Raw genomic sequence first — 24982 nt, 5'->3', positions numbered from 1 at the left:
CTAAAAGGAGTGAACGAGATGGCAAAGAAAATGATTATCAAGGGCGTAGGTACATTCATGGCTAAACGCCTCCCTACTGACCCGTTGGGTGCTGTAGAGGTAATTACTCTTGGTACACTTCAAGACTTGAAAATCGACCTTAACGTAGAGCTTGAGGACATCTTCGGCGGTGACGGTCTGTTCGCAATTGACGTATTGGTTAAATCCAAGTCCATTGAAGTATCCGCAACGGACGCGAAGTTCGATCTGGATGCGATTCAGTTGATGATGGGTTCCACTGTTCAGGATCAAGTTAACTCCTTCGTGTGGGTGCTAAATGAACAGGATTCGGCTTCTGCTAGTACCGTCAACAAAGGGTATGCAGAGGTAACTCCTAACTTCGCGGATACTATCTACGGAGCTGACGGTGAGATGGCTGTTCGCTTGAAGGATGTTAACAAGTTGCTGAAGAAGAAAGCGTCCCTGGGTACTACACCTGACCTTGCGACTGATGAGTTCTACTTCGATGATACTAATGGAGTTGTTGTCTTGAACGCGGCTCACGTAGGTAAAGATGTCGTGATGAACTACAAGCGCGAAGAAGTCGTTGACATGGTAGACCTGCTTGTTGACGAAGTACCGTTCCCAATCACGGTTATCCACCACGGTACATTCCAACAAAAAGATGGTACGTTCGCGGGTGTAGAAACCGAGCTGTATATGTGCCGTGCAAAGGGTACGTTCAGTATCAACGCTCAACGTGCTTCCGCTTCTGCGTCTGCTATCTCACTGCAAATCCTAGACCCTGAACGGGCTGACGGTAAACTGGGTAGCATCAAACGCTTTAGCGCGACTTCTAGGGTCTAATCTATAGCTGAATAATCCTGGCAAGGTATCGAACGGAATCTGTGTCTTCCCCTGCACAGACCCTTGCCTTGCCAGGTTTTTTATTTTCAGGGGATATAAACTCAGGGGAGGATTACATAATGGAAACAGAAAAGGAACGTGCAGAGCGTGAGTTGGCTGAGAAGATGAATGCTGAAGCCGCTGAACGATTTAAGAATGACCCAAACAACAAGAAGGTAACTCAGGAGGAAGCAGATGCCGCTGAGAGGGCTTTCTTCGAGGATGATGAGGTTATTACTCTCCGAGATAAACGAAAATACCGTATCCCTCCGTGTAACCTGAAGGATGCCCGCCGATTGATGAAGCTCCTGAAGACGGTGAACGTAGATGCTATCATCCTAAACTTCATCCCAACGGACGATGCAGAGAACGATGAGAAGCGGCAAAACGACTTGTTCGACATCCTAGCCATGGCGTTCAAGAACTACCATCATATTGTTACTAAGGGAGAGAACGGGGAGTATATTGTGAACCGAGACTACCTGGACGAGTACCTTGATCTTAATACCGCACGTTCGGTGATCGACATCCTTATCGGTTTGAACGGTCTAAAAAAGTAGAACGCGCCGAGGGGGAGCCAATGGAGGGCACCGAAATCCGTGACGTGGAGACACAGGAGCCACTGCACTGGGGAGAGATTTTCTTCACCCTCCATAAGCATTGTGGACTGAACAAGTGGGAGATATGGGAGTACACACTCCCTCAGGTTGCGGAGCTGTGTAAGTCAGCCGATAAGTACATTCAGTTCGAGGTTGAGCTTATGACAGCACCTCTCCGTATGTTCGGTGGCGGTGGGGGAGAAGAAGCAGAAGCAGTAGGTGCTGACGGAACTATCAGACGTAAGAGAACCTTCGATGATGAAGACTATATTGAGATTAGCGAAGATGACATCGGTCTCTTAGCACAAGCTCTTGGAGGGTAAGTGAGTTCTATCCCGTTCTGCCTAAACTAAGGTAGGACGGGATTTTTTTATGAGGACGGTGATTATTTTGGGTGAGACTCAAGGACAAAAACACTCTTTAACAACCGAGATTCTTATGGACTTCGGTCAGTCCGTATCTGAGACTGGAAAGTTCGCGGGTGAGGTTACTAAACTGGGGGCTTCATTCAATGTCCTCTCGGACGCTGTTCATAAAGTAGCTAACGATTCTGAGCGTATGAACCTTGCTATTGGCGACAAGATTGCTAGAGCTGTTGCTGAAATCAAAGATGGTTCTAACATAAAGCTCAATGCAAATTCGATTAAGAGTGCGGTAGAGTCTGCTATTGCATCTAAGCTTATACACGGTAAGGTCAATATCGAAGGAGACCTGTCACCGCTTAGCGTAAACCTTACGCAAAAGAAGTGGAGTAGTATGACTTCTGAGGTAAGAGCTAAAATGAAAGAAGCCATTGAAGCGTCTTCGATTAAGGTAGGAAATGTTAAACCTTTCGTCTTCTCGGAGTACGGATTCCGTGAGCTTCAAGAGAGATTCAATAAGGAGCTTCAGAGCGCAATCTCTACACGTATGTCCTTCGCTTGGGGTAGTGTAACTAAGGAGATGAAGGACGGTACGATGGCTAGGGTTCCTAAGCCTATGAAGTTTGAGGTGAAGGAAGAAGACCTGAAGCATCTTATGAACACTGTATCCAATGAGTTCATGAAGCATATTAGTGACCCTAAGAACATTGTAGTCGGAAACATTCAGCCAGTACAGTTCGACTCTGCTCGTTTGAACATGGCTGTAGGACGTATCAAGGAAGCTATTGGTGACATTGACAAGCATTTGCTGAATGTTAACCTGGACGAACTGAAGAAGCTCCCTAACCTTGACAAGAGCATGATGAACTTCCGTACTGCGATGGAGACCACTGTAGCACAGATCACTCAACTTGACGCTGAGTTGAAAGGTCTTCGCCTTAACGGTCAGGAGAAGGAATTGGCATCCGTGCTTAGCAAAATTCAAGGTCTTAGAACGACAATCGTGGATAAAGTTGGTTTACTTATCACAAGTGTGGGCGAGGAGATCAAGAAAGTCCCACTAGGTACTAAAGAGTACGCGAACTACAAGGCTACTCTTGACAATGTTGGTCATATAGTAGACAGGCACATCCAAGCTGAGATCAATGGTATGGTTACGGGTTTGGCGGCTCGACTTGGAATTGACCCTGCAACAGGAGCATCCACAAAGGGCGCAGGTGAGAACAATAAGTGGATTGCCAGTATCAAGGGGGTGCAAGAGCTTCTTATTACTTCTGCTGAAAGTGCGGTTAAGAACCTTGCACATGCTGACTTAGGAATCGACTTCAACCTGATTATCAACCACTTCCGTGAATGGTCTTCTCAGATGAGAGCTAAGATGCTTCTTGACTCCCAACATTCCTTAGAGAAACTGACAGCACAGCTAACTGCAAGCAACAAGGAGGTTCTTGACTCTTTTTCTCAAGCCATTACTAGGGTTGCTAAGTTCCAATTTGAACCGACTGCTGTAGGTAACGTGATGGTAAACCTTCCAGTAGATCAGCTACGTCCTCGTGTTCTTGCTGAGATAGAGAAAGTAGTAAAAGAGATGGTTCAGGGATTCAAGGCAGTCCCTCACGGGGCGGCAGGAACAGTAGATACTGTTACCTTGCCTGAGAGTACTACTTCCTCTATCAATACTGCGTTAAAAGGTATTCTGATGGCTCAATCCGAGCAGTTGTTGGCTCAGCTTCGTGCGGGAGAAGGTGTAAAACCATCTGCTTCTGATCTTGCTCAACTTGATGCAGTAATGGCACAGGAGTCCAAAGAGCTGATTAAGTTGATCGTTGACCAAGCATCCAAGAATGCTCGAACCCTTGCTGAAGGAATCAGTGCAAACGGGTTCCAATCCTTTACGAAGGACGACCAAGCACGAATTAAAAAAGAGATGGAGATGACACTTCAGAAGACCGTTACTGAGTTTACGAAGGCAGTAGATTCTGCTTTTGGGGCTTTCACTATGACTGTCGCTACAGCTCAGTCCATGCACAGTAAGTTGAGTGAGGAACTGAACCGTAAGATTGCTACGAGCAATATCACGTTCCTCGATGCTAAGGAGCCTTTGGTTCTTACGGGAGCTGTCACAACCATTCAGAAGAAACTACATGAAGCTGTATTGTCCAATATCGCGGCATGGAAGCCTGACTCTATTCCCTTACATATCGCTACTGATGCTCCTGCTACAGCTATGCGTAATGCCATTCAATCCATGCTGAACATGGCTTCGAGCAAGGTTGTTGAAGGTGTGGGAGGTATTGCTGATGGTGCTAATGCGATCTTTCTGAACCCTAAGAAACTCCATAAAGATGTTAGACGTGCACTGGCTACAGCGGAAGGGTTTGATAAAGTAGCTGACTGGGAGAAGGCTTTCAAGGCGGGTGTGTCTCTTGAGAAGGCTACTGGTCAGATCATGGAAGAAGGGGTACGTACTGTACTTAACAAGTTCCATAACGCAATTGCGAAGAATACTTCCTCAGCAATTTCTGCATACAGCGAAGCTTTGGGGAAAGTAGACGTTCAACCTGATCTTACTAGCGTTCATGTCCTTGTAAGACGTGTTGGGGAGATGATGGACAATGTTCAGTTCCGTATGGTCGAGGTACTTACCAAGAACTTGGAATCCTTCTACAAAGGTGCTATAGACGGAATTAAGAATTTGCCACACATCACATCGAGTATTGGGTACCGTCCACCTGCGGGAGGTTCTTTGGAATTGACCTCTCAGCCATTCCCATTTGGAGAGCCGAGAGCGAACCTTCCTGTAGACACACGTTACCCTACAGCAGACAAGCCACCTAAAGGGTACTCAGAGTTCGACATGATGAATCGTTGGGAAAGGGAAGCACGAATTAGGGTTCTTAACACCAAGAACAGATTCGAGAAAAGCAACCTTTCCGAAGATCAAAGAAGTCGTTTGCATGACTTTCTTGACAACGACTACATGGTGCGGGTGCAGGAAGCTGTAAGTAGATTCCAGCAAGGTCATAGAGTAGGGGATATGTCTCCTTATCAAACCTTGCGTGAATCCATCCTTGATGCGTCTTTGTCACTGAGATACATGGTTGAGCAGTTCAGGAAGATTAACTTGGGTGCAACGACTCAATCCAATGTAGCGGAGATGAAGAACAAGCTGACTGAGTACCGAGGCAGTTCTGCTATCAAGATGGAGTCTCTAAGAACCAAATTTATCGGAAAGCTCAATTCTGAGCAAATGGGGGACTTGGAAGATCATCTTAGTAGCTTAAAACGTAGGGTAGACTCTCTTGCCAATGCTGACATTATTAACGAGGAAGACATCACAAAAGCTCAGAAGGCTATGAGACAGCTCAACCGCGAGATTGACTTGGTTGCAAAGGGATATGACCGAATCCTGAAGGTAAGTGGTATTGAGCGTGAAATCGACAAGCTTAGCGAGAAGATGAACCGTTTGATGGCGGGAAGTCTGTTGCCAGTTAATAAGATGGCTCGACTTGGTGACCTCATTAACGATTCATACGCTGATCATTCGAAGTTCAAAGACGCGAAAGAGTACTACGCTGACCTTGTTCGGGAAAGCAGACAGCTTAATGCTAATCAACGCCATGAGAAGTCCCTTCAAGTATCGAAGAACGCTCTTAACAGAGACCTCGAAACGCTTAGAATGGACAGCCTCGTTGACGAAGGGCAGTTGAGCCGCTTAGCTGAACTCATTGATCGGGCTATTGACCCTCAGGACATTGCTGAAGCCCGTGCTTTCAAATCTGAGCTTATGGCGATCAACCGTGAGCTAAAGAAGCAAGAGGAGATCAGACGTAAGCGCGGCGAGAAGATTGCAGAGTCTCCGATGTTGAAGGGTGATAAGGTAGTATTTACTGAGCAGTTGAACTCTGTTCTGAAGACTGTAGATGCCCTCAAAGGGTATGAAATTACTCAGATGAATGTTAATAATGCTACCAATACCTGGACGGTTAAACTAAGGGATGCTGAGGGTAATCTCAGAACTCTTACTGGTTCAATCGACAAAGCTACTGGTGAGCTGTTCAAGCACAGTGAAGCATTGCAGATGGTTACTCAGAACGCCATGAGAGCTTCCAGTTCCATCGGTTCAACAATCGGTAGGACGGGTGATATCCTCGGAAACTACGTGAGCAATCCTGTCCAGGATAAACGTCAGAATGGCGGCGGGATTAGGGGTGGATTTGGTACATCAGTAGTCAATACCATGCGGTACATCACAGCGGGTGCGCTTATGGGGTACCCTACAATGCTTCTGCACGAATCCTTCCAGTCTGCTAAGGAGTTTGACTATCAGCTTGCGAAGGCTAGGCAGAATTTCGAGGTTAAGTACCTGGAACCAGTTGGAGGTAACTACGAAATTACTGATTCCAACGGGGAGAAGGTTACAGCTCCACGAGTTCTTCCTAACATGTCCCGTCTTGGTGAGGTGTTAGTCGATGGGGCTATGAAAGAGTTGGAAGATCGCAACGGTGGTAAGCTGACAAAACAGAAGAGAGATGATGAAGTTGCTCTCGCTACAACCGAAGTAAAGGAGTACATGAAAACAGGGGTTGTAAAAGACCTTCAGATGATTGCCCTCCTAAACGGTCTTGATCAACAGGAGGTGGGTCTTGCTTACCACATCGCTTCCCGTAGGTACGATAACCCTTACGAAGCTACTGCTTTTGCAAGGGAAGTCGCTAAGGTACGTTCGATTGAGGAAGTTGACGTTGAGAAAACGGCTACGGGCTTTGAAGCCATCTCCTCGCAGTGGGGTATTAACGGTTATACTCTCCAAAAAGTCTCTAACATGATGATTATGGCGGCTAACATATCTCAAGCGAAGATCGAAGACCTTATTGCTACTCAACAAAAGGCAGGTTCCCTGTTCCGTAATGCCATGGGTAATAGGAGCAAAGAAGACGCATTGGCACACTCCATTGCCTTCTCGTCCATGTTCGTTCAAGCGACTGCCCGCTCTGGTACGGAGGGTGGTACGTTCTGGAAAGCTATCATTGAAAAGCCTTATACCAAACAGGGTCGAGATGAGCTTGTGAAAATGGCATCTATGAATCCTGAGCTGTTCGGAGACCTTAATCCATACAATAAGGACGGCTCCGCTAGGGACTTTGTAGACATCTTCGGAAGTATCCTTGAAACGAGCATGAAGATGACAGATAAAGACCGTATCGAGATGTGGAAGCCGCTGTTCCCTCAATGGCACACGGGTAGTGCGGCGGCTGTATCTGCATTCACTCAAGACCTTCAACATACCATGGAGAAGGTAATGCACGTCACAAAAGACGACAAGTTTGATGCCAACAAGGATGGGGAACTAAGCATTAAGGAATCCATAAATGCTTACGTTGAGAGCATCAAGAATGCAGATGAAGATACCTCCACGTACATCCGTGCAGGAATGATGGATACATGGAAGTTCCGTCAAAGCCAAGTCAAAACAGCATGGCAAATCTCCACATATGACGCTTGGGAGGAACTAAAAGGGGAGTTCTCTAACCTTGCAACTTACCTTACTTCTTTCTTGCGTATGATCGGTGAAAATGCGGGAGGTATTGTAGACACCATGGGTCTAATCGCTCGTATTATGGCGGGCGTAGGGGTTAAGATCGCATGGGGCAAGTTCAGTGATGCGGTGGACAATGCAGATAAGAAGAAACACGCGAAGAAAATTGAGAGCTACGGTAATGCCATTAATGAGAACGCTCGAATGGAAAATCTTAGACGCATTGGTATCCAAGAAGAGATCGCTCACCATCAGAACCGTGCGAACGCTAGAAACTCTTACAGAGCTGAGGTTAACACAAAGATCGTGGGTAAGGAGGGAGAAATTCACGGACTGAAAGCCAAACGCGACGAACACCAATCTCTCTATGAGAAGGCTATTAAGAAAGGTGATACAACAGCCGCTTCTTTCCACTCTGTAGAGCGAGACCATGCGGAAAGTACAGCCAAAGCTAAGGGTAAAGAGATTGAACAGCTTCGTAAGGAGCTTCAACAATTGGACCAGCAGGACGGAAAGACGAGACGTAGTCTTGAAGCCCTGGACGCTGAACTTGGTGACAATGGTAGGGCGATGGCTCAACTTCAAAATCGTGCTAGGGCACTGACATTGGCAATGGACGACATGGGAATCGACTCGACACAGCTGAAGAGTAACCTGAACTTCTTGAACCGTGAGTTCCAAACTGGCACCATAGATGCTTCTCGATATGATGCCGAGATCAAGAAGATCGGTAAGGAAGCAGGAATGTCGGACGGCGACATCTCGAAGTTGAAGCGAGAAGTTGATAAGCTCAACAAATCCTTCAAGGAAGGTGCCATGGATGCCACAAAATATGTCAGCAAGATGAAGGAGCTTGAACGTGCCCACCTTACAGGTTCCCTGGGTGTCCCTGGTGGCGGTGTTGCGAATGTGGGAAGTGCAGGTCACAGCGGTGTCGGTCTCATGGATATGGCTATGATGGGTCTCCTAGCCAAGGATTTGATTGGCGGCGGTAAGCGTGGTGTGTTCGGTAAGGTTAAGGACGTGTTCCAAACCAAGAGCCTGGGTTCACTGTTCAGCAAGAACACGCCTATGCGTGGAGTTAACGGCGAAATACTCCGCGACCTGGATGGCAAGGTCATCAAAGAGCGGGCTGTTAACGCTGAACGTGCCGCAAGAGCAGGGGCGGCAGGTGCAGGGGAAGCAGGGGCGGCGGCAAGAGCAGGTAAAGGTCTTCTCGGTGGAATCACCAAGGCAGGTAAGACTGTAGGGAAGTTTGGCAAGTTGCTACGACCACTGAAGGCGATTCCGTACCTCGGAACAGCACTTGCGGGGGCAGATGCACTAATGGCTCTTATTGACCCTCTTACTGCAATGGGAATGACCGACCATGAGAAGAAGGCAATCAGGTCAGAGAACAAGAAGGAGCTTGCTAAGGACTTCAAGGATTGGGAGGAGTCCTCTGGCTTAGGTGCTTGGTGGAAAGGTGCCAACCTTGCATGGGACGGTGTATTTAGTGGAATCGGAGCCGCGCTCGGTGGTAATAACTCTTCGTGGAGTGACTACTGGAAAGGGTTCAAGGCAGTAGGTGATGGTGACGGAAAGTACGTAGAGGAAACTCTCAAGAAAGAGTACAACTACGAACAGGAAGCCCTCGATGCTAAGGTAGAAGCCCAAATGGAGATTAACAAGAAGTTGGAGGAACAAAACAAGTACCATCCACTTGATACCAACAAGGATGGATTACTTGACCCTGCAACTGACGGTGCAAACCAAACGATAACATACGAAAGCCTCGATGCGCTTCTTCAGAAAATCAACGGAGAGCTTGCCAAGAGTGTAGGTAACAACGAGACTGACTACCAAGTAACACGTTCCCGACTTCTTATCAGCGGGGTTCGTGAGGACTCTAAGCAGATGCGTGACCTGATGGAAAACTACCTCAGGGAAAACATCAAGTTCTTCGACAAAGCCATCAATAAACTCCAAGAGACTTACGATATGATGGCAGATGGTGTAGAAAAGGACAAGGTTGGTGCGGAGCTGAACGATAAGAAGCAACAGAAAGCCCAATCCGAGCTTCAGTTGACAGGGGTCAAGAATAGTAAGATTGACGAACTTCAACGTAGGATGACTGACCAACTTGACCTTACTCAAATGGGGTACGACAAGAGGATGTACGAACTTCTGGCTAGTAACGGCGGGAAGGAAGACGCTCCTGAGGTTGTAAAGCTGAACAAGGAACGTATATCAGCAGTTAATGAGAAACTTGCGGGTTTCCAAGGTGAGTGGGACGTTCTTCTCAAGACTGGTGGGTTTAAACCTAACTCTGATGAGTACATGACCATTTGGAAGAATCTTCAGTCCATTGGCGTGGAACAGGCTAAGAACCTAGCTGAGATGAATAAGAAGATGAGCAAGCCACAGTCTACCTTCAACGTTCCGAGTGGTCTCAAGGTAATGGACTACTACGATTACATGACTAAGAATAATACTCACAAGAGTACTATAGTCGGTGCAGGTAACGTCACTGTGAATGTGAACATCGACAACATGACAGGCGACACCAAGGATGTTGAGAAGATGACTTCTGCGCTTGAGAATACCCTCAAGAAAAACAACAGCAACCAGTACCTTGTGAACCAGTTCGCGGGCAACGTAAAGGCGAACATGGGTAGTAACTACAAAGGAATCAAAGGAGGCTAAAGAATATGTCCCAACGTGACCCGTTTGGTTCACCCAATGATAAGTACAAGCGTAAACTGTTCGTTGACACTGGGGCGGGATTCGTGGAGGTAAAGGCTCGTATCATCGAGCCTTACTCCTCCCCATCCCCACAACCGCAGGTTAAGGAAATTAAGATAATAAATGCTCCATCACACTTCCATCAGATGGGGGTCTCATCTTATAAAGCCATCCTGAACATGTTATTTAAGGACAAGGAAGCATACCATGACTACGCTATGTTCGTAGGTTGGACTCATAAGTACTACGATGAGAAGGGGAACATATATCACGGGGTGGTTGAATCAATTAAGATTGACCCTGTGTTCTATCATCAAAGAGACCCTAACATAGATCAAAAGGGTTACAAGGTAGAACTTACAATGACCCTGATTAAGAAGGATGGGTATGATGCCAAGAGCGTCATGCAGTACCAGGATTTACAGACAACAGAAGGTAAACCTCACTGGGCGAAGGGGGCTGTGGATGAGATGGCAAACCTTGGACTTATCGTAGTCACTGAGCTTGATGGTACACCTATTCTATACTTCAGACCAGAGGATTATATCACGAGAGCTGAGTTCGTAACGTTCCTTATGAGAACAAAGAGATTACTAGAGCGAATCATCAGGGAGTAGGGCGACCTACTCCTTTTTCTGTCTATCCTAAAGTGAGGAGGTGTTTTCATTGCGAAAGTGGGTAGATGTTAACGAAGGTGACTGGTTCTACAACGACATTATGGAAGCCACTAACCTATATCTCGAAGACGGGGAACCGCTTGTAGCAGGTATTAATTACAATCAGTTCGCCGAGGGTAAGCCATTCCTTTTTGAGGAGATCAAAGCTGTCAAAGATCAGAAAGTCTTTAAACTTTCTGTCAAGATCGAGCCTACAGACGGTAATCCTTTGTATGTCTTTATTGACGGTGTTCAGACCATATACAAGATCGCAAAGACTAACACATCAGGTAAAACAGATGTTGAGTTGTTTGTGGGATGCAAGGATGGGCAGATCGTGGCTTTCTGTAGCTACGGAGCACCACTACTAGACCCTGATTGGAAACGACCGCCCAAGAGTTGGTTAGGCGATCTTCCAAGAACAGTAATTCCTAAAAACGACCTGTATTTCTACGACCCTTACAGCCGAAGCCACCAAGAGTATCTTTATGCTGGAGGGCAACCTCTAAAGAGACTAAGTATTCCAAAAGAGGTTTGGGCAAACACAATGGGTGATGTATCAAAGGTAACTGAAATTGCAACTAAAGCAATCGGGTACCGAACGGATGTTTACTGTGTAAGCCCAGGAGGTTCATTATTTCTACCATTTAACCTGAACGGGGTTACTTGCAAGTTCAATTACTGGATTGTAGAGAATGGTGCTTACAAGTTGATGAGTCAGAATGTAAAGGCGGTATCAACCAACCCTTCATATAATAACCGATTCTTTCCTAATGCGGTCATTACAAGAGGAGAAGCCTTCCATCTCATCAACAAACTAAGGAAGATTTTCTATTCTCGCTTCACTGATATAGACGCACCTACCAATGGAGTTAAGCAGACGGTAATAGCGTACCAAGGTCAGCGTGTAATCCGTATCAACGGAAACTACCCTGCGGGGGCGAAGAACCTGATAGTTAAGCTAAATGGGTCGAAGCGTGAGGTTGACAAGCACTACAAGGAGATTGATAACCACACTATCGTATTTAACTCCCCATTATTAGATGGGGATAAGGTGTATGTGGAATACGTTAAGGGTGAGAGCGAACGGTTTGAGGACATCGGAAGACCTTCAGCGTTCTACTATCAAAATAAGAATGAGAGGGTAGATCAAGCCGCTAATGTTTGGTGGAAGGTGTCCGTATCGGAGATGGAGGATGAGACCTTCTCAAATGGAGACCACCTCATCGAGGGTATACCTATTAAGAAGACCCTAAGTGGAGCGGCAGTGGTTACCAACATGGGAAGACCTGTTGGTGGAATTCAAACACCCGAAACGTGGTTCTTAGGAGACTCCGCAATGACCCGTGCGGAAGCTGTTACGTTCCTTAACAGATTTATAAAGTGGACTATCGAGAGATTTAAATAAGGGGGAGAGCAGTATGATTCCAATTTCAGAGGAGGTTTTAAAAGTCCTATCTCAACGCTTGAAACTAGGGGAGAGGTCTCTCCCTAATGTAAGGGTGGAGGTGGACAGGCTTGCCTTCATCCCAGGTCGTACTGAGGAGTTCAGGAACATTATTAACGACCCTAAACAGGTTACGCAGGTTAAGAAGGTTTGGATTACTGAGTCCACTGACGGGGTTTACGATGGGTCTACTTCTGCGAACGGGCAAGACATCTGCTTCCCAGTACAAGGTAAAACAATAGACACCATCACGATTACAGATGAGTTCGGAGCGAGCCGTGATGGCGGCAAGAGTCACAGAGGTATTGACCTATGGGACGATATGGGGAAACCAATCTTAGCGGCGTGGGAAGGTAAGGTAGTAAATATTACTCGTAATAGAACAGAAGGTGCAGGGTACTCTGTAACCATTAAACATGCGGGCGGTGTTATGACAAAATACATGCACCTTAGTGAGATCAATTGCTCCTTGGATGAAATTGTTACCCAAGGTCAGATGATTGGTAAGTTAGGGAATACGGGAAATGTTTATACTAACGGGCACAAAGTATCTGAAGCTGAACGTGCTGAGGGTAAAGGTCGTCACCTTCACTTTGAAATCTGGGATGGCGTAAACCAGGACTCCAAAACAGGTGAGGGAGGGAAGGCGGTTAATCCGAAAGCATACCTTACGGGACAGAGAAAGATGTACGGTGATACTGTGTCAACTGGAAACGTAGTGGACGAGGGTTTTGTAACAGGGTTTCCAGGAGAGGTAAAGCTAAGCGAGAACTTCGATAAGAGAAACTGGTACGAGAATGGAGTGTATAGGCTAGGATTTAACTTCCATCAAGTTGGTTCGATTCAAACAGGTTGGACTCTATTTGATTCAGGTGGAAAACTGGTATACACCTTTGGACAAAGTTCCACTACTGTTGAGTTCGAGATTGATGTCTCAAAGATGAGTATGCCTACTGAAGGACTTCTTAGTATTGGGCTAGGTACGAACTTCACGAGTTCAACGGACGGGGATTCGTTTACAGTCCTTATTGATGGCAAGGCTTTCGCAAATGTCACCGAATTCACTGGTGCCTACGACCTCTCAAAGCTAACAGAGCTGAAGAACATTGTAGTACCTGCTAATTCCAAGATCATAAAGATTAAAGTCGTTTATGGGGGGAAAATGCAGGAGTTCTATAAAGGGTTCCCTGAGCCTAAGAAGTTAGCGATTGACTACATCCGTATTCAAGAGTTGCTTCCCGCACCTCCGACAAACGATAAATCGGAAGAAGGTCTCGACCCTTCAAAAGGGTACTGGCATGAATTGGAATATAATACTTTCATTAATAACGAAATAACTCAAGTGGACTACTTACAAGTTGGTTCGTTCGTATACATGGATACCCAAGTTCTTCCGAATATCATTAATGTTGAAGTTGACAATCAGTACGAAGCAGAAGCAATGGAAGCGAGAATTTCAATCTCAAATCCAAGAGGTTATTTCTCCCCTGATTACAACCCTGCTTACTTTCCAGAGATGGTCGGAATCACCTCACCGTGGTCGTACTTCGTCAACGGTTTCCATATCGGGGTGCTTAGCGAGAACACACCAATCAGAATTTACATGGGTTACGGACTGCACCTAATGAGGGTATTCACTGGACTCATTGATAAGGTGGATATGACAGGTGAGGGTTCAATATTGGACATCTCTGCTAGAGACATGTACAAGAAAATAATCGAGAAAGTAATTAGCGAGAAGAAGGCTTACCCTGACGTAGGGCATGTAGACAATGTTCCCGACCCTGTTCCTCCATCAGGAGGTGGAGGTCGTCTGAACGAGATCATCTTAGCGGCTCAGACTCAAGCGGCGGCTTACGGAGTTCCCGATCACAAGTTTCTACTTGCTATCTGTAAGCATGAGACAGCCCTTGGTACGGCGGGCATGGGTACAGAAGCTAATGGTAGCTTCGTCTTGGGATACGGGTGTGTTAGAGATGGATACTGCCATCCTCAATATAAAGGTGTACAAGAGCAGATGAAGCGCGGAGCCGAGCGTATGTCGAAAGCATTAGCATCCCGTGGTAAGAAGGTAGCAACTAAGGCAGATGTGTTGTACTTCCATGGTGGCGGCGACATTGCTCCGATGGTTTGGTCAGGAGACCGAGATAACTGGGTTAATAGAGTTTGGACTTATTATCAGGAGATGCTAGCTAACCCAAGCAACTGGGAGAGAACTGCTTCGACTCCTTCTGCACCACCTGCCGCTAAACAACCTATGGACTTAGAGAAACCTGCATGGGTAAAGTCTACGGTCATCCTTGATCTTGTAAAACATGCAGGTATGGTCGGGTGGCGGGCAACAAGCGAAGACTTAGCCTACCCTGACTATGTAATTGACGAGACATACCTTATCGAAGTAAATCAGAAGACTGGTAGGGTTATTGTCCCTGTCCCTGGTCAAGAAGGAGAGTTTGAAGTCAAGGTTGCAAGCACTATCCTTACACCTAACGGATGGAAGAATCCTTTTGTAGAGGAATATGGAAGGACGTTTGAAAAGTATTCTACAAAGGTAGCTGAAGCCCTCTCTGAAGTCATAGGTGATCTCGCTTATAGGAGCTATTGCGACAGGTACGGAACCTACAGGTTTGAGCGAATTAACTACAATAAGCCAGTTGTTGCAGAGTTCACAGAGCATGAGAACCTAATCTCTATCAATAAATCCCTTGACTGGTCTCGGGGAAGAAGTCACGTAGCAGTCATCGACTCGGACGGAAACCACGGAAACTTCATTGATAAGGAGATTCTGCTTGAGTTGAAGGGGGAGATCAGAACGATGGTCGCTCCTGTGGCATGGGCTAAGACTATTGAAGCAAAGAAGGCTGTTGCAGAAAAGGCATTCTTCGATATGAAGCGATTGTGCCGAACTCTTCAAGTTTCCATCCCTGCTAACCCTGCTCTGGAATTGTTGGACAACGTGCTCATCTCGGATAAAACCACCACAACACGTTCCGTCTACACTATTAAGGGAATCAGAACTAGCTTCTCTATTGATAGTGGAATGATTCAAGTTATTGACCTCATGTGGTCTCAGAAAGGAGCAATAGTCTAATGGCGGGTATAGTTAATGATAACATAGTCTTTCCTGTCCTTGACCTCATCCATAGGGAAATTCGTAAGTATACCAACATCAACAATATGGAAGGCGACCCTCTTGAAGGGGTGCCTTCCGTTACTTTATTTAGGGAACACCCGATGGATGTTGACCGAGTAACGGGAGCTGACATGCTCTACGAATCTGCGTGGAAGATTTCAGTTTGGATGAAGTTTGGCTCGGAGGATGGTTTAGGATTTCCAGCGGGCGTTGGATACTCCCACCCTGATTATTCTTATTATAAGCACTTCCGCTTGACGCAAGTCACACAGCGGGCTTTTAATCCAAATGGCGAGTCGGTAGTCACTTACCACATCAGTCTAAACTATGATGATGAAGGACGCTTAACTGGGACAAGTGTGAATCGTATATAGAAATTAGGGGGTGGTTAGGTGGCATTTAATATTGTATATGTCGCGGGCGGAGTTATCGACAAAGTGCGCGAGTTGCCATATCCACACTTCAGCAAGAAAACTATCCCTTTCATTAGGGGTCAGATGTTGGACATACCTGCCGCTAAGACCACTAAATCTGACACATTTAGCCTTCCATACGATACAGAGTTCTTGTCTATCGCTTTCGCGGCAAGTCAGTACTGTGTAGGGGATTACTGGGAATTAACTATTGGAAAAGAAAAGGTGTGTCAGACTATTTTTACTAAAGAGCTTCCTGAGTCAGTCTCGATGGGTAACAGCTTTGGTATCGTTTACCCTATTGAGGCGGGAACTCCAATCAAATTTGACTTCGTAAACACGAGTGGTCAGGCAAAGTCGGTATGGTACAACATTAAATTCTTGAGATAAGGAGGGTGACAGGGTGGTATTACAGAAACCTCTAAACAATGTAGGTGCCTTTATTGATGGGGAAACTGAAGCACAGAACCTCATCTTTAGCTTGGCTGACGAGATTGTAGGGGCTAAAGTCCCTAGAATCGAGGGAGGCACTGATGCTAATAGGTGGGAGGGAGTTTACCAGTCTGAAGGGTCAAAGTGGGTTACTTATAAGAAGGATTACCACAAGGACATACAAGGTATGTATAAACATACTGATGGTAACCTCTATGAGGTGTACAAGATCCCAGACTGGACTGAAGCAAAGAACAGTAAGGGAGATTTTGCTGTTGATAAGGAAGGTAACCTTTGGGAAGTAAGGCAGTCTTACTGGGATGAAGCAGTCGAAGATAGGTCTGAGCCTAATTCATCGGATATTGGAAGACATTGTGGGAACTATCAGACAGGAAGGAAGATTCAGGTAGTGCAGTTCTCCTACATAGACAGTCTGACAAACGAGACCAAGTATGTAGACGTGCCAGGGTGCTTAGTTACTGTTGTTCCAGACGTTTCCGTTCCTGAGGGATACCGAGCCTATTTAGTTCGTCAGGTTATCAAGAAGTTGGACGGGACAACAGTGCCTACGTCTGAGTGGAATCAATTTGAGATTGTCACGGAGATGCCGACTGACTGGGCATACGCTATTAAGTTAGCGCCTAGAGGTAAGTTCCAGTACAACTTCAGTAGACCAGTTCAAAAATATGATAATTCTCCTGGTTGGAATTGGGGAGCTTTTGTTGACAGCTTCTACGAACCTACCAAGCAGTTATACAAGTTTAATGAGCGATTCTATGTAGCAGACCCGTTGCATCATGTACCCGCGCGAGCAGTTATTAAAGGTACTCCAACCGTTCCGACTGGAATCCCTGTTCGAGATTATTTCGTAATGTTTGAGCAACCCGATGACTGGAACTACATCAACGTATACTACGGAGAAGGTTTTGAGGGAAAGTTGGCTCAAGGCGAAGGGGCAAAGACCTATGATGGCATTTGTGACCCTGACACCATCAAGATTGGGGTGGCACCAAAAGTTATCGACCAGTTAAAGGCTCACCATATGTACCTGACATGGAATGACCCAGAAGCTGTTCAACCGTTCACTCCGCCATCTATTAAATGGAGACTTGACTATGACGGTAAAACGGAGATCGTAAGCCCTGCGGCTCACTTCTTCCATGGTAGGGATTCAACAACATCATGGTTGCCTAACAAGAAGAGAAGACCTGACTACTTGGTGGCGTATACAATGTCCGTGAATAATGATCGAGTGGTCTTAGTTCTTGAAGGAGACCCTTCGCCAAACATTCACGGGTACTACCGTAGCTTCGGGTACATTGGTAAGATCGTTTCATTCAACGAGTACGACCATGCAGGTAACTTCGGTGTTACAGTGGGTATGGGCGACTTGTTAACAGACATGACAGGTTTCACAAAGGAAGACGTACTTACTGACCTCAATCCTGAGCTGTACGCGAAGTATGGAGAGTATACTTCAAATGGGATGGATTCGATGTCGATGTTGAGGACGCGAAGTAACGTATTATTCCAACGATACTATCCTGCATTCATTACGCATCTCCCTAATTATCCATCGGTAGGTACACTTCCACCAGGTCTGTCTAAACTAATTGTTGACAAGGACGGTTTTCAAAAGTCGGTGTGGACGGACAAGTACCATGCAAGTCCGATCTACTTAGTCCATCAAGCTGAGGGTTATCGTGGCTACATGGACGGAGTTGTTGCAATCCACGACCATAACTTAATTAACCGTGACGAGCTTATCGTTGACACTGAGATTCATAAAGACAATGAAAATCCTGCGTTAGGTACCTGGACTGAAGTGTACAAGTTCTTCAGTATCAAGAGTCCATTGAACCTGTTCAAGCACTCACCATCACCTGACGTAATTACAATTGCGTTCTTGAAAGAGATAAAATAAGGGGGACTTCAACTCGATGGCAAACTTCAAATACGTTGAGACAATTACCACTTCCCAGGACGTACTGACACATATTAGAAACGAGGTTACTGGGTTTGATAGTTATCCGTTCGAGACTACAGCAAAGGAAGCTCAAGTGCAAAACCTGTGGGAAGTGTTCTATGAGGAGAAAGACGAAAATGACCGTGTAAAAGAACTTATTCTTCAAGGGGTAATTACGATTGGTACACAAGCCGCTCCGATTACCAAGAAGTTCTATGTAAGCTTCATCAACCATGCACTTGTTCCGCGTGTAACGTCACCTTCATCTAAACCTGCTTACGATGAACATAGTACCTTGACAGTTCAGTTGCTTGAAGGGCTGGAAGGTAAGGAGCCTGTAGAGCTTCCATTGACCACACGACCTACATTTAAGCTAACAGGTCACCCAGTACTATACCAATGGTCGGTTGAGGATTACACTCCTACTGACCGCAACAAAGAGAAGCCAGTGTATATGTACATCAACGTTATGAACAACCGACTGGCTATGGTGCTTGTTGCCGACCCTGCGGTTAACTTTTTGGACTACAAGAAATCATTCCTGTATGTTGGTGCCTTGAAGCCGTTCAAATACAACCTGAATGATGTGGATGGTAACGTAATGTTGACTGCGGGAGCTGTAATCGCGGAGCCTGACATCACCAAGATTGCTACCGATAAAACGTACTATTTTGGTCAGTACACATCAGCAGGTAACAACACCTTGCAAATGCTTAAAACGAAGTCGGGTATTGAGTTCCAACGTCACTACCCATCCTTCATAACGCAGGCTCCACCTAAAGGTAAAGCGTACCTTGACCCTGTTTTGAAAGACACTGGTCTGGAACTAGAACCACAAGGTTTCCAAGCATCCAAATGGACTTCTAAATACCACTTGTCACCAATCTACGTTGTCCATCCTTACGAGGGTTACCGTGGTCAGTTTGATAACTGTATTGCGGTTGCTAAGCACAACATTCTACATCTGGATGAGCTTATCATTGACGTAGAGGGAAAGGCTTGGAGCCAAGAAGTGTACCGATACTTCGATACGGATACAGAGCAAACCTTCATGAACCTTTCTGCTAACCAACGAATGGGTGTAGCAATTCTGAAGGAAGTCCGTTACCCAGTTGCTTAGTTAAACTGTATGATAGCTGAATCGTATAGATTCAGTGAGGGAACTTTCTGAGACTCCTCTCAGGAGTTCCCTTTTTTAATACAAGGGGGCGGTGACGTGAACCGAGTAGTAAACCAGTATGATTTTACTGTAATAGATTACACGACCACTCAGCACGGTTACCTATTCACCGTTGGGACTACAGGTAGCAGGAGCGAAGAATATCGGTTTATTTACATTCCTTACAGTCGCTATCCTAGTGTCCTTATGCTTGATTTCCATATTGCTCGATCTATCTCCCAGGGTATGAACCACGATCTTGTCGAAGCCATTCGTAAGGACACGGAATCCGAGGAAGGGTTCATCCTGCTAGGTGATGGGAAGCAGTCAAAAACGGGGGTAATGCACGAGAAATCAGAAGGTTCTACTTTCAATAATATAGGTAAGATAATGGAGTTTTCGTTTGAAGCCGAGAGAACGGCACTGATTGAAGCTCTTGAATTAAATGAGCAACCTAAAGCCCATAGACCCAACTTCCTGAAGGACGCATCACTTGATGCTGACATGGGAGAAAGTTGGCGGGTGGACAACGACAAGGAACTGAAGATCGTTCGTAATCTAGGACTTACCCGCAGGTTAGTTCAGAATCTCGGAAAAATTGACCCTAGTAAGATCAGCTTCAGAGAAAATGAGTTCGGAATGGTCGCTGACTACGCAGATAGTGCTGAGATAGATGATAGTGAATACGAATTGGTGATTAGTCAACTCGTGGACTCGGTAAGGGACAATCAACCCGACTTGGACTTGGCAGGGGTTTACGCCGAGGTTGAGCGCCTTGTTGGTCATTCCTCTGAAAACGCCCCACTATTAGAAGCTGTTGTGAACTACCTGAGGGACACCGAAAGAAGCGAGACCATCAAGGCTGAACGTGTCACACGGCATGATGTTGAGCTACTGTACCAAGACCTTCTAGGTATCCGTGTCAGCGATAAACACGCGACAGTCCAAAAAGCAACTATTACAGGGATCATAGTCACTGACAACCATGGCATTGTCGAACATTCATTTTCTATAGGTACGCGGATAGATAATGGCGCAAGATTGGAAGTCTTAAAGAAGTTGAGTGTGGCGGCAAGGAAAGATACCTTTGGTGGATCAGCGACAGGGGATGTCGTTCAAGCGTTAAGAGATTTCGAGGAGAAGATGCTCATTTCTGATGGAGAGTTAGCCCGCCGTGTTATCGCCCATGAGCTTACAACCCATCATAATGTCCTAGCAAAGCTGAAGGAAAGGAGATACCCAGCGCTTCTGATTAAAGAAATGCGGGCGGTTCGGGAGAACACCAAAGATCAAATCCATAGGCACAATAAGCTTGTCGGCGGTGTTCGTGTAGAGCACCGTTACGAGTCTATACTCCGTCCCAGTGATATTTTATGGCACCCTATTCATGCCCATAGAATTATTGACAAGAACCCTACTGTAACAGAGTCGGGAATCATTCTTGCCCACAGAGATATTGATACTCTAGTGCATGTAGAGCGAACATTGCCATGGGCGGTGCGGGACATTACTGAGCAGATGCAACTGATTGATACTCTTACACCTGCACAGCGAATCTTCGTTGAGAGTATGTACGTTGAGCGGGATAGACCAACCGCTCATCGAATAGCGGTGGTACGAGGGGTAGTTGATAGAGAGGAAGCTCAGCAAGCGTACCGAGATAGCACTGAATATGGATTTGTTTTCAGAGACTTGCAGGAGTCCAGAAGGGTCAGTAAGTTTGCGGGATGTGTAAGTCAGGAGAAACCACTGGCTAAGAGAGTGCTTACCGAAGCCATAGACGTACTCAGTAAGTATGCTCTTGGGGAGCGTGTAAGTAAGGTTGAAGCCTATATTGAGGAAGAGTTCTATGAGGGTAGGACAGAGCCTAGGAGTCTGCTTCTGCCTAAGGTAGATAGTGGTGCTGAAAGAACAAGTGCCTTCGACCTTGAAACAGCAGAGATGCCTTCCGCAGACAGGGAGTTTGAGCATGGCTTGTGGTTACTGGAGGATTACCTTGCTGATAAGGAAACAGTACGACCTACGATTCTGCATACTACGAACACCTATGATAAGAACCATGTTCAGAAGGACATGCACTTAGCTAATAAGCCTTTAGAGTTTGTCAGGGCACCTAAGCGAATGAATTTAGAGACTATCCTTCGATCAATTAGGGAGATCGGAAGACCTACGACAATACGTGACCCTTTACTAGATCAGTTAGAGGGCGGCGGATGGCTTGGCAATAAAGAGTACCAAGGATACCTCGATGAGGATATGATCGTGGGTGAACTGCTTCAGGATAACCCTGCTGTTATCATGGAAATGATGATCGAAGCTGTGCAAAATGCTGGGGCACCTGCATACTTGGATAATGACTTTCTTGGCGGGGTGAAGAAGCGTATTGATGCTCTGATAGATAGTGGTATCCTAACAGGCTCTAAGGACAGTACGAAATCAGGTATTATTACGCTGAACTTAGAGGGTGTAAAGGAGTCCTTGAATGGCGACTATGCCGATGACCAACTGCAAGCTTCTAAGACAACCCTAGACGGTGACATTGACGAGAGTCTTACCGTAGCTGAAAAGGGCGTAAAGGAGTCCTACCTAGTAAACGAATACTTCGAGGGAACTAAGACAAAAGAGACTTTGCACGGAGAGATTACTGAGGTCATTTACGGTGCAGATTATAGTTCACGACCAGCAATCATTCAGATTGAAGATTATCAAGGACATCTACCCACTGACAGAGGACTTTTCCCTGATGACCCTGAGTATATGGGAAGTAAGGGTGAGCGCGGCGGGATTACATCAGAAGAATACGCTATGGGTAGTAAGTACGAACGCGGCGGGTACACATCAGATGAGTATGCTATGGGTTCTAATGAAAGTCGTGAAGGGGAACTTCATATTGAGTTTGTAATGGGTAGTATACCCCGTGATCGCGATCGCACAGGAATCCTTCATGAGGAGTACAATCTAGGAACACCTAACATGCGCAATATGTATCTGAGCGAAGATTACATCTTAGGTAAGTCATTATCTCGTCAGATGCACCTTAGTGATAAGTATTCTATAGGTACGGCGAAGAACAGGGAGCTGTACATTAACGAGGATTACTCCATCGGAGCATTAAAACCACAACAAAGTATTATTGACATCGAGCATCCTCTTGCAATACTTCAACTTAGACAGACGTTTCTTAGGGATGAATATTCTATCGGAACAGCTCGGGATAGGGTTGGTTCTACGAGTGATGAGTACACTCTTGGATCAGCTAACCTAAGACAATTACACATCAACGATGAGTACACCATAGGTACCAGTAAAGCTCAGCAATCATTCATTGAAGATAGTATGAATGAAGCAGTCAGGGGAGATCGGCACGGAACCGTAAGTGACGACACCCTATTCGCTGTCCCTGGGCAAAGGCTGTCATTCCTAGATGCATGCGAAGTGTACGCTGATAAAAGCTCTAAGGACTCTGAAATTCAAATTGAAGTTGTAGCAGATAAATTAGTTCATCCCTCCATCATCGTCAAAGAAACAGTAGCCACTAAGTTGTCCAAAGGTGCCCACCTCCATGAGGTAGAAAACAACGAAGGGCTGTTCGGGGTGAAAGGTGCTAAGGATACGGTTACCAAGTTGTTATTGGAGGGCATCAAAGGTGAGAAGGTAGCAGAGACCATTTCCGAGTACTTGTTTGGTAATAAGCTTCCAAAAAACTCCTTTAACTTCGGAGATAAGACCATCTTCGCGGTAAAAGGGTTGAAAGAATCGGTCACGATTGAGGACACCTTAGTGGGCGATAAGAGAGTTAAAGATTCCTACCTATATGAAACCTTGTTTGCTACCAAGAACCCTAAAGACTCATGCCTTCATGAGAGCGAAGAAAGTAGTAAAGAGAAGCAAGGGGAGCTTGAGGAAAACCTTGTTGCAGATAAACCACAATATGGTTACCTTGACTCTTCGTTGCCACTTGGTGGCACCCCAGTTAAGTACGGAACTATCGAAGAGGAGAATTTATTTGCGTATAAAGGCGTTAGAGATACGTTCCTTCATAATACTCTTGCCGCGTTTAAAGGTGTCAGGGATGCAGAATTACCCTTCTCACTCGTTGTAAGCAAGGAATGCAGAGAAGCAGACATCCAGGATGAGTTGTTTGCTAGAAAGGATGTTAGGGATTCCCACCTTCATGAAACTATTGATGATGTATTAAAGCTCAGAAATGGTTCAATTGATGAAGGGATGTTATTTGGTGGCAAAGGTCTTAGGTACTTTCAGTTAATCGAGAACATATGCTCTTATAAAGGTATGAGGGGTGCTTATATCGAGGGTGATCTTACGGGTGGCACGGAAATTCGAGAAGGTCTTATGCACGAAGGGGAGTCGAATGTAGTTAAGTTAAGGAATGCAAGGCTTGACGAAGACATTATATTCGCAAGTAAATCAGATCGAAGTGCTCAACTGCATGAAATTGAAGGTAATGTTGTCAAGGAGAGGTACGGAGATGTAGAGGGGGATTTTTATGGTATCTCAATACAACGAATAGGCTACGTGGATGATGAGCTAACATACGGAAGAAAGATTCCTGATAGAGGATTCGTTGTGGGTGACGGAGAGATAATCGGTAAGAAGTTGACAGATGCAGGGTACACAAGTGATGAATACTCACTTGCTACTCATCTGAGCAGAGTTGGTTACGCTGAGAATGACTACTCGTTGGCTCATAAAGAGGATAGAGAATCTTACGTTGAAAGATCGCTTCCAGTCGGAACAGCTAATGCTAGGTTGTCAGAGATAGTAGACCCTGAATCCTTGGTAGCATCTTTTGAGGAGCGTTGTGCTCATGTAATTACGGGGTTTATCTTTGCAGAACGTCCTGAAGCACGGGCTGAGTATCTGGAACAACTCTTTGCTTTCCTGCCCGAGAGAACAGCGCATCTAATGGAGATCTACCATGAAGCGAAGATGGAGCCGCGAGACAGCTTCTTGCAAACTGATGAGCACTTAGCTTTCCGCGATCAGCCTGCTGAAGGGTATCTACCTATGATGGATACAATGGGGCAAGGGTTGATCTATGACTACTCCAACGACTTGCTCGATCAAGGAATGAACCCTGAAGACTGGGAGGGGGGGTTCGGAGTTCCCGAAGACTATGACCCTGATGACCCGTTCAACGTATACTACCCTTACTCTAAGGACATGGATGCGTTGGAACTATCTCAGACTGATGACTGGATGGAGTTTGGTAGCGGTTCGTGGGAACGTGATAGATTAATAGGCAAGTTCTATTCTAAGAGTGACACACCTATGGTTAGTGGTTGGTATAGAAACAACTTCCTATCCGATAAATACAAGTTTTCTATCGACTTCAAGGTAGATACAGAGAATGAAGGGGAGGGTGCGGGAATCATCTTTAAGTACTACGATCAGAACAACTACTGGATGTTCATGGTACACGGAGGAGACCCCGACAATAGCCTTGGTATGAGAGTTCCTATGCAGTTATACAAGGTGGTCGGTGGCAACCCTACTCCAATTGGTTCCCCCATGCAACCATTTAAGTGGGAGAAAGACAAGTGGTACAAGCTATCGGTGTCGGTCATGGATGGTAGAATCCAAATCTATACTGATTCAAAACTTCAATACGATTTGACGGGCACCGATTAACTCGGTGCTCTGTTT

12 protein-coding genes are annotated in these 24982 nt (G+C 45.8%); all 12 read left to right on the top strand.

Annotated features, from left to right (window positions below; genetic code table 11):
* Nucleotides 1-18: 18 nt before the first annotated feature.
* The 12 genes from BrL25_RS05445 (at nt 19) to BrL25_RS05390 (ending at nt 24967) form a co-directional block, all read left to right on the top strand.
* A complete protein-coding gene (locus tag BrL25_RS05445; protein WP_018671627.1) occupies nt 19-846 on the top strand; it encodes a hypothetical protein in 828 nt (275 codons plus the stop codon).
* A 119-nt stretch (nt 847-965) separates the two neighbouring features.
* Nucleotides 966-1445, top strand: a complete 480-nt coding sequence (locus BrL25_RS05440; RefSeq protein WP_018671628.1) for a hypothetical protein — start codon at nt 966-968, stop codon at nt 1443-1445.
* A 20-nt stretch (nt 1446-1465) separates the two neighbouring features.
* A complete protein-coding gene (locus BrL25_RS05435; RefSeq protein ID WP_018671629.1) occupies nt 1466-1807 on the top strand; it encodes a hypothetical protein in 342 nt (113 codons plus the stop codon).
* A 49-nt stretch (nt 1808-1856) separates the two neighbouring features.
* On the top strand, nt 1857-10070 hold the full coding sequence (locus BrL25_RS05430; protein ID WP_018671630.1) for a phage tail tape measure protein: 8214 nt from the start codon (nt 1857-1859) through the stop codon (nt 10068-10070).
* A gap of 5 nt (nt 10071-10075) precedes the next feature.
* Entirely contained in the window at nt 10076-10726 is a 651-nt protein-coding gene (locus tag BrL25_RS05425; protein ID WP_018671631.1) for an S-layer homology domain-containing protein, read from the top strand.
* A 49-nt stretch (nt 10727-10775) separates the two neighbouring features.
* Nucleotides 10776-12173, top strand: coding sequence for a hypothetical protein (locus tag BrL25_RS05420; RefSeq protein ID WP_018671632.1), 1398 nt, complete (start codon nt 10776-10778; stop codon nt 12171-12173).
* 94 nt (nt 12174-12267) lie between these two features.
* On the top strand, nt 12268-15303 hold the full coding sequence (locus tag BrL25_RS05415; RefSeq protein ID WP_157775846.1) for a M23 family metallopeptidase: 3036 nt from the start codon (nt 12268-12270) through the stop codon (nt 15301-15303).
* Nucleotides 15303-15719, top strand: coding sequence for a hypothetical protein (locus BrL25_RS05410; RefSeq protein ID WP_018671634.1), 417 nt, complete (start codon nt 15303-15305; stop codon nt 15717-15719). Before BrL25_RS05415 ends, BrL25_RS05410 begins: the two co-directional genes overlap by 1 nt.
* 18 nt (nt 15720-15737) lie before the next feature.
* Nucleotides 15738-16148 (top strand): DUF8551 domain-containing protein, encoded by a 411-nt coding sequence (locus BrL25_RS05405; protein WP_018671635.1) that lies wholly within the window; start codon nt 15738-15740, stop codon nt 16146-16148.
* 13 nt (nt 16149-16161) lie between these two features.
* On the top strand, nt 16162-18114 hold the full coding sequence (locus tag BrL25_RS05400; protein ID WP_018671636.1) for a hypothetical protein: 1953 nt from the start codon (nt 16162-16164) through the stop codon (nt 18112-18114).
* Nucleotides 18115-18130: 16 nt separating this feature from the next.
* Nucleotides 18131-19276, top strand: coding sequence for a hypothetical protein (locus BrL25_RS05395; protein WP_018671637.1), 1146 nt, complete (start codon nt 18131-18133; stop codon nt 19274-19276).
* Between the two features lie 96 nt (nt 19277-19372).
* Nucleotides 19373-24967, top strand: coding sequence for a hypothetical protein (locus BrL25_RS05390; RefSeq protein ID WP_018671638.1), 5595 nt, complete (start codon nt 19373-19375; stop codon nt 24965-24967).
* The last annotated feature ends 15 nt before the right edge of the window (nt 24968-24982 follow it).

This window comes from Brevibacillus laterosporus DSM 25, from assembly GCF_002706795.1.
Classification (GTDB): domain Bacteria; phylum Bacillota; class Bacilli; order Brevibacillales; family Brevibacillaceae; genus Brevibacillus_B; species Brevibacillus_B laterosporus.
Note: the sequence above shows the minus strand (reverse complement) of the source record. Positions and strands in the feature narration are given on the sequence as shown.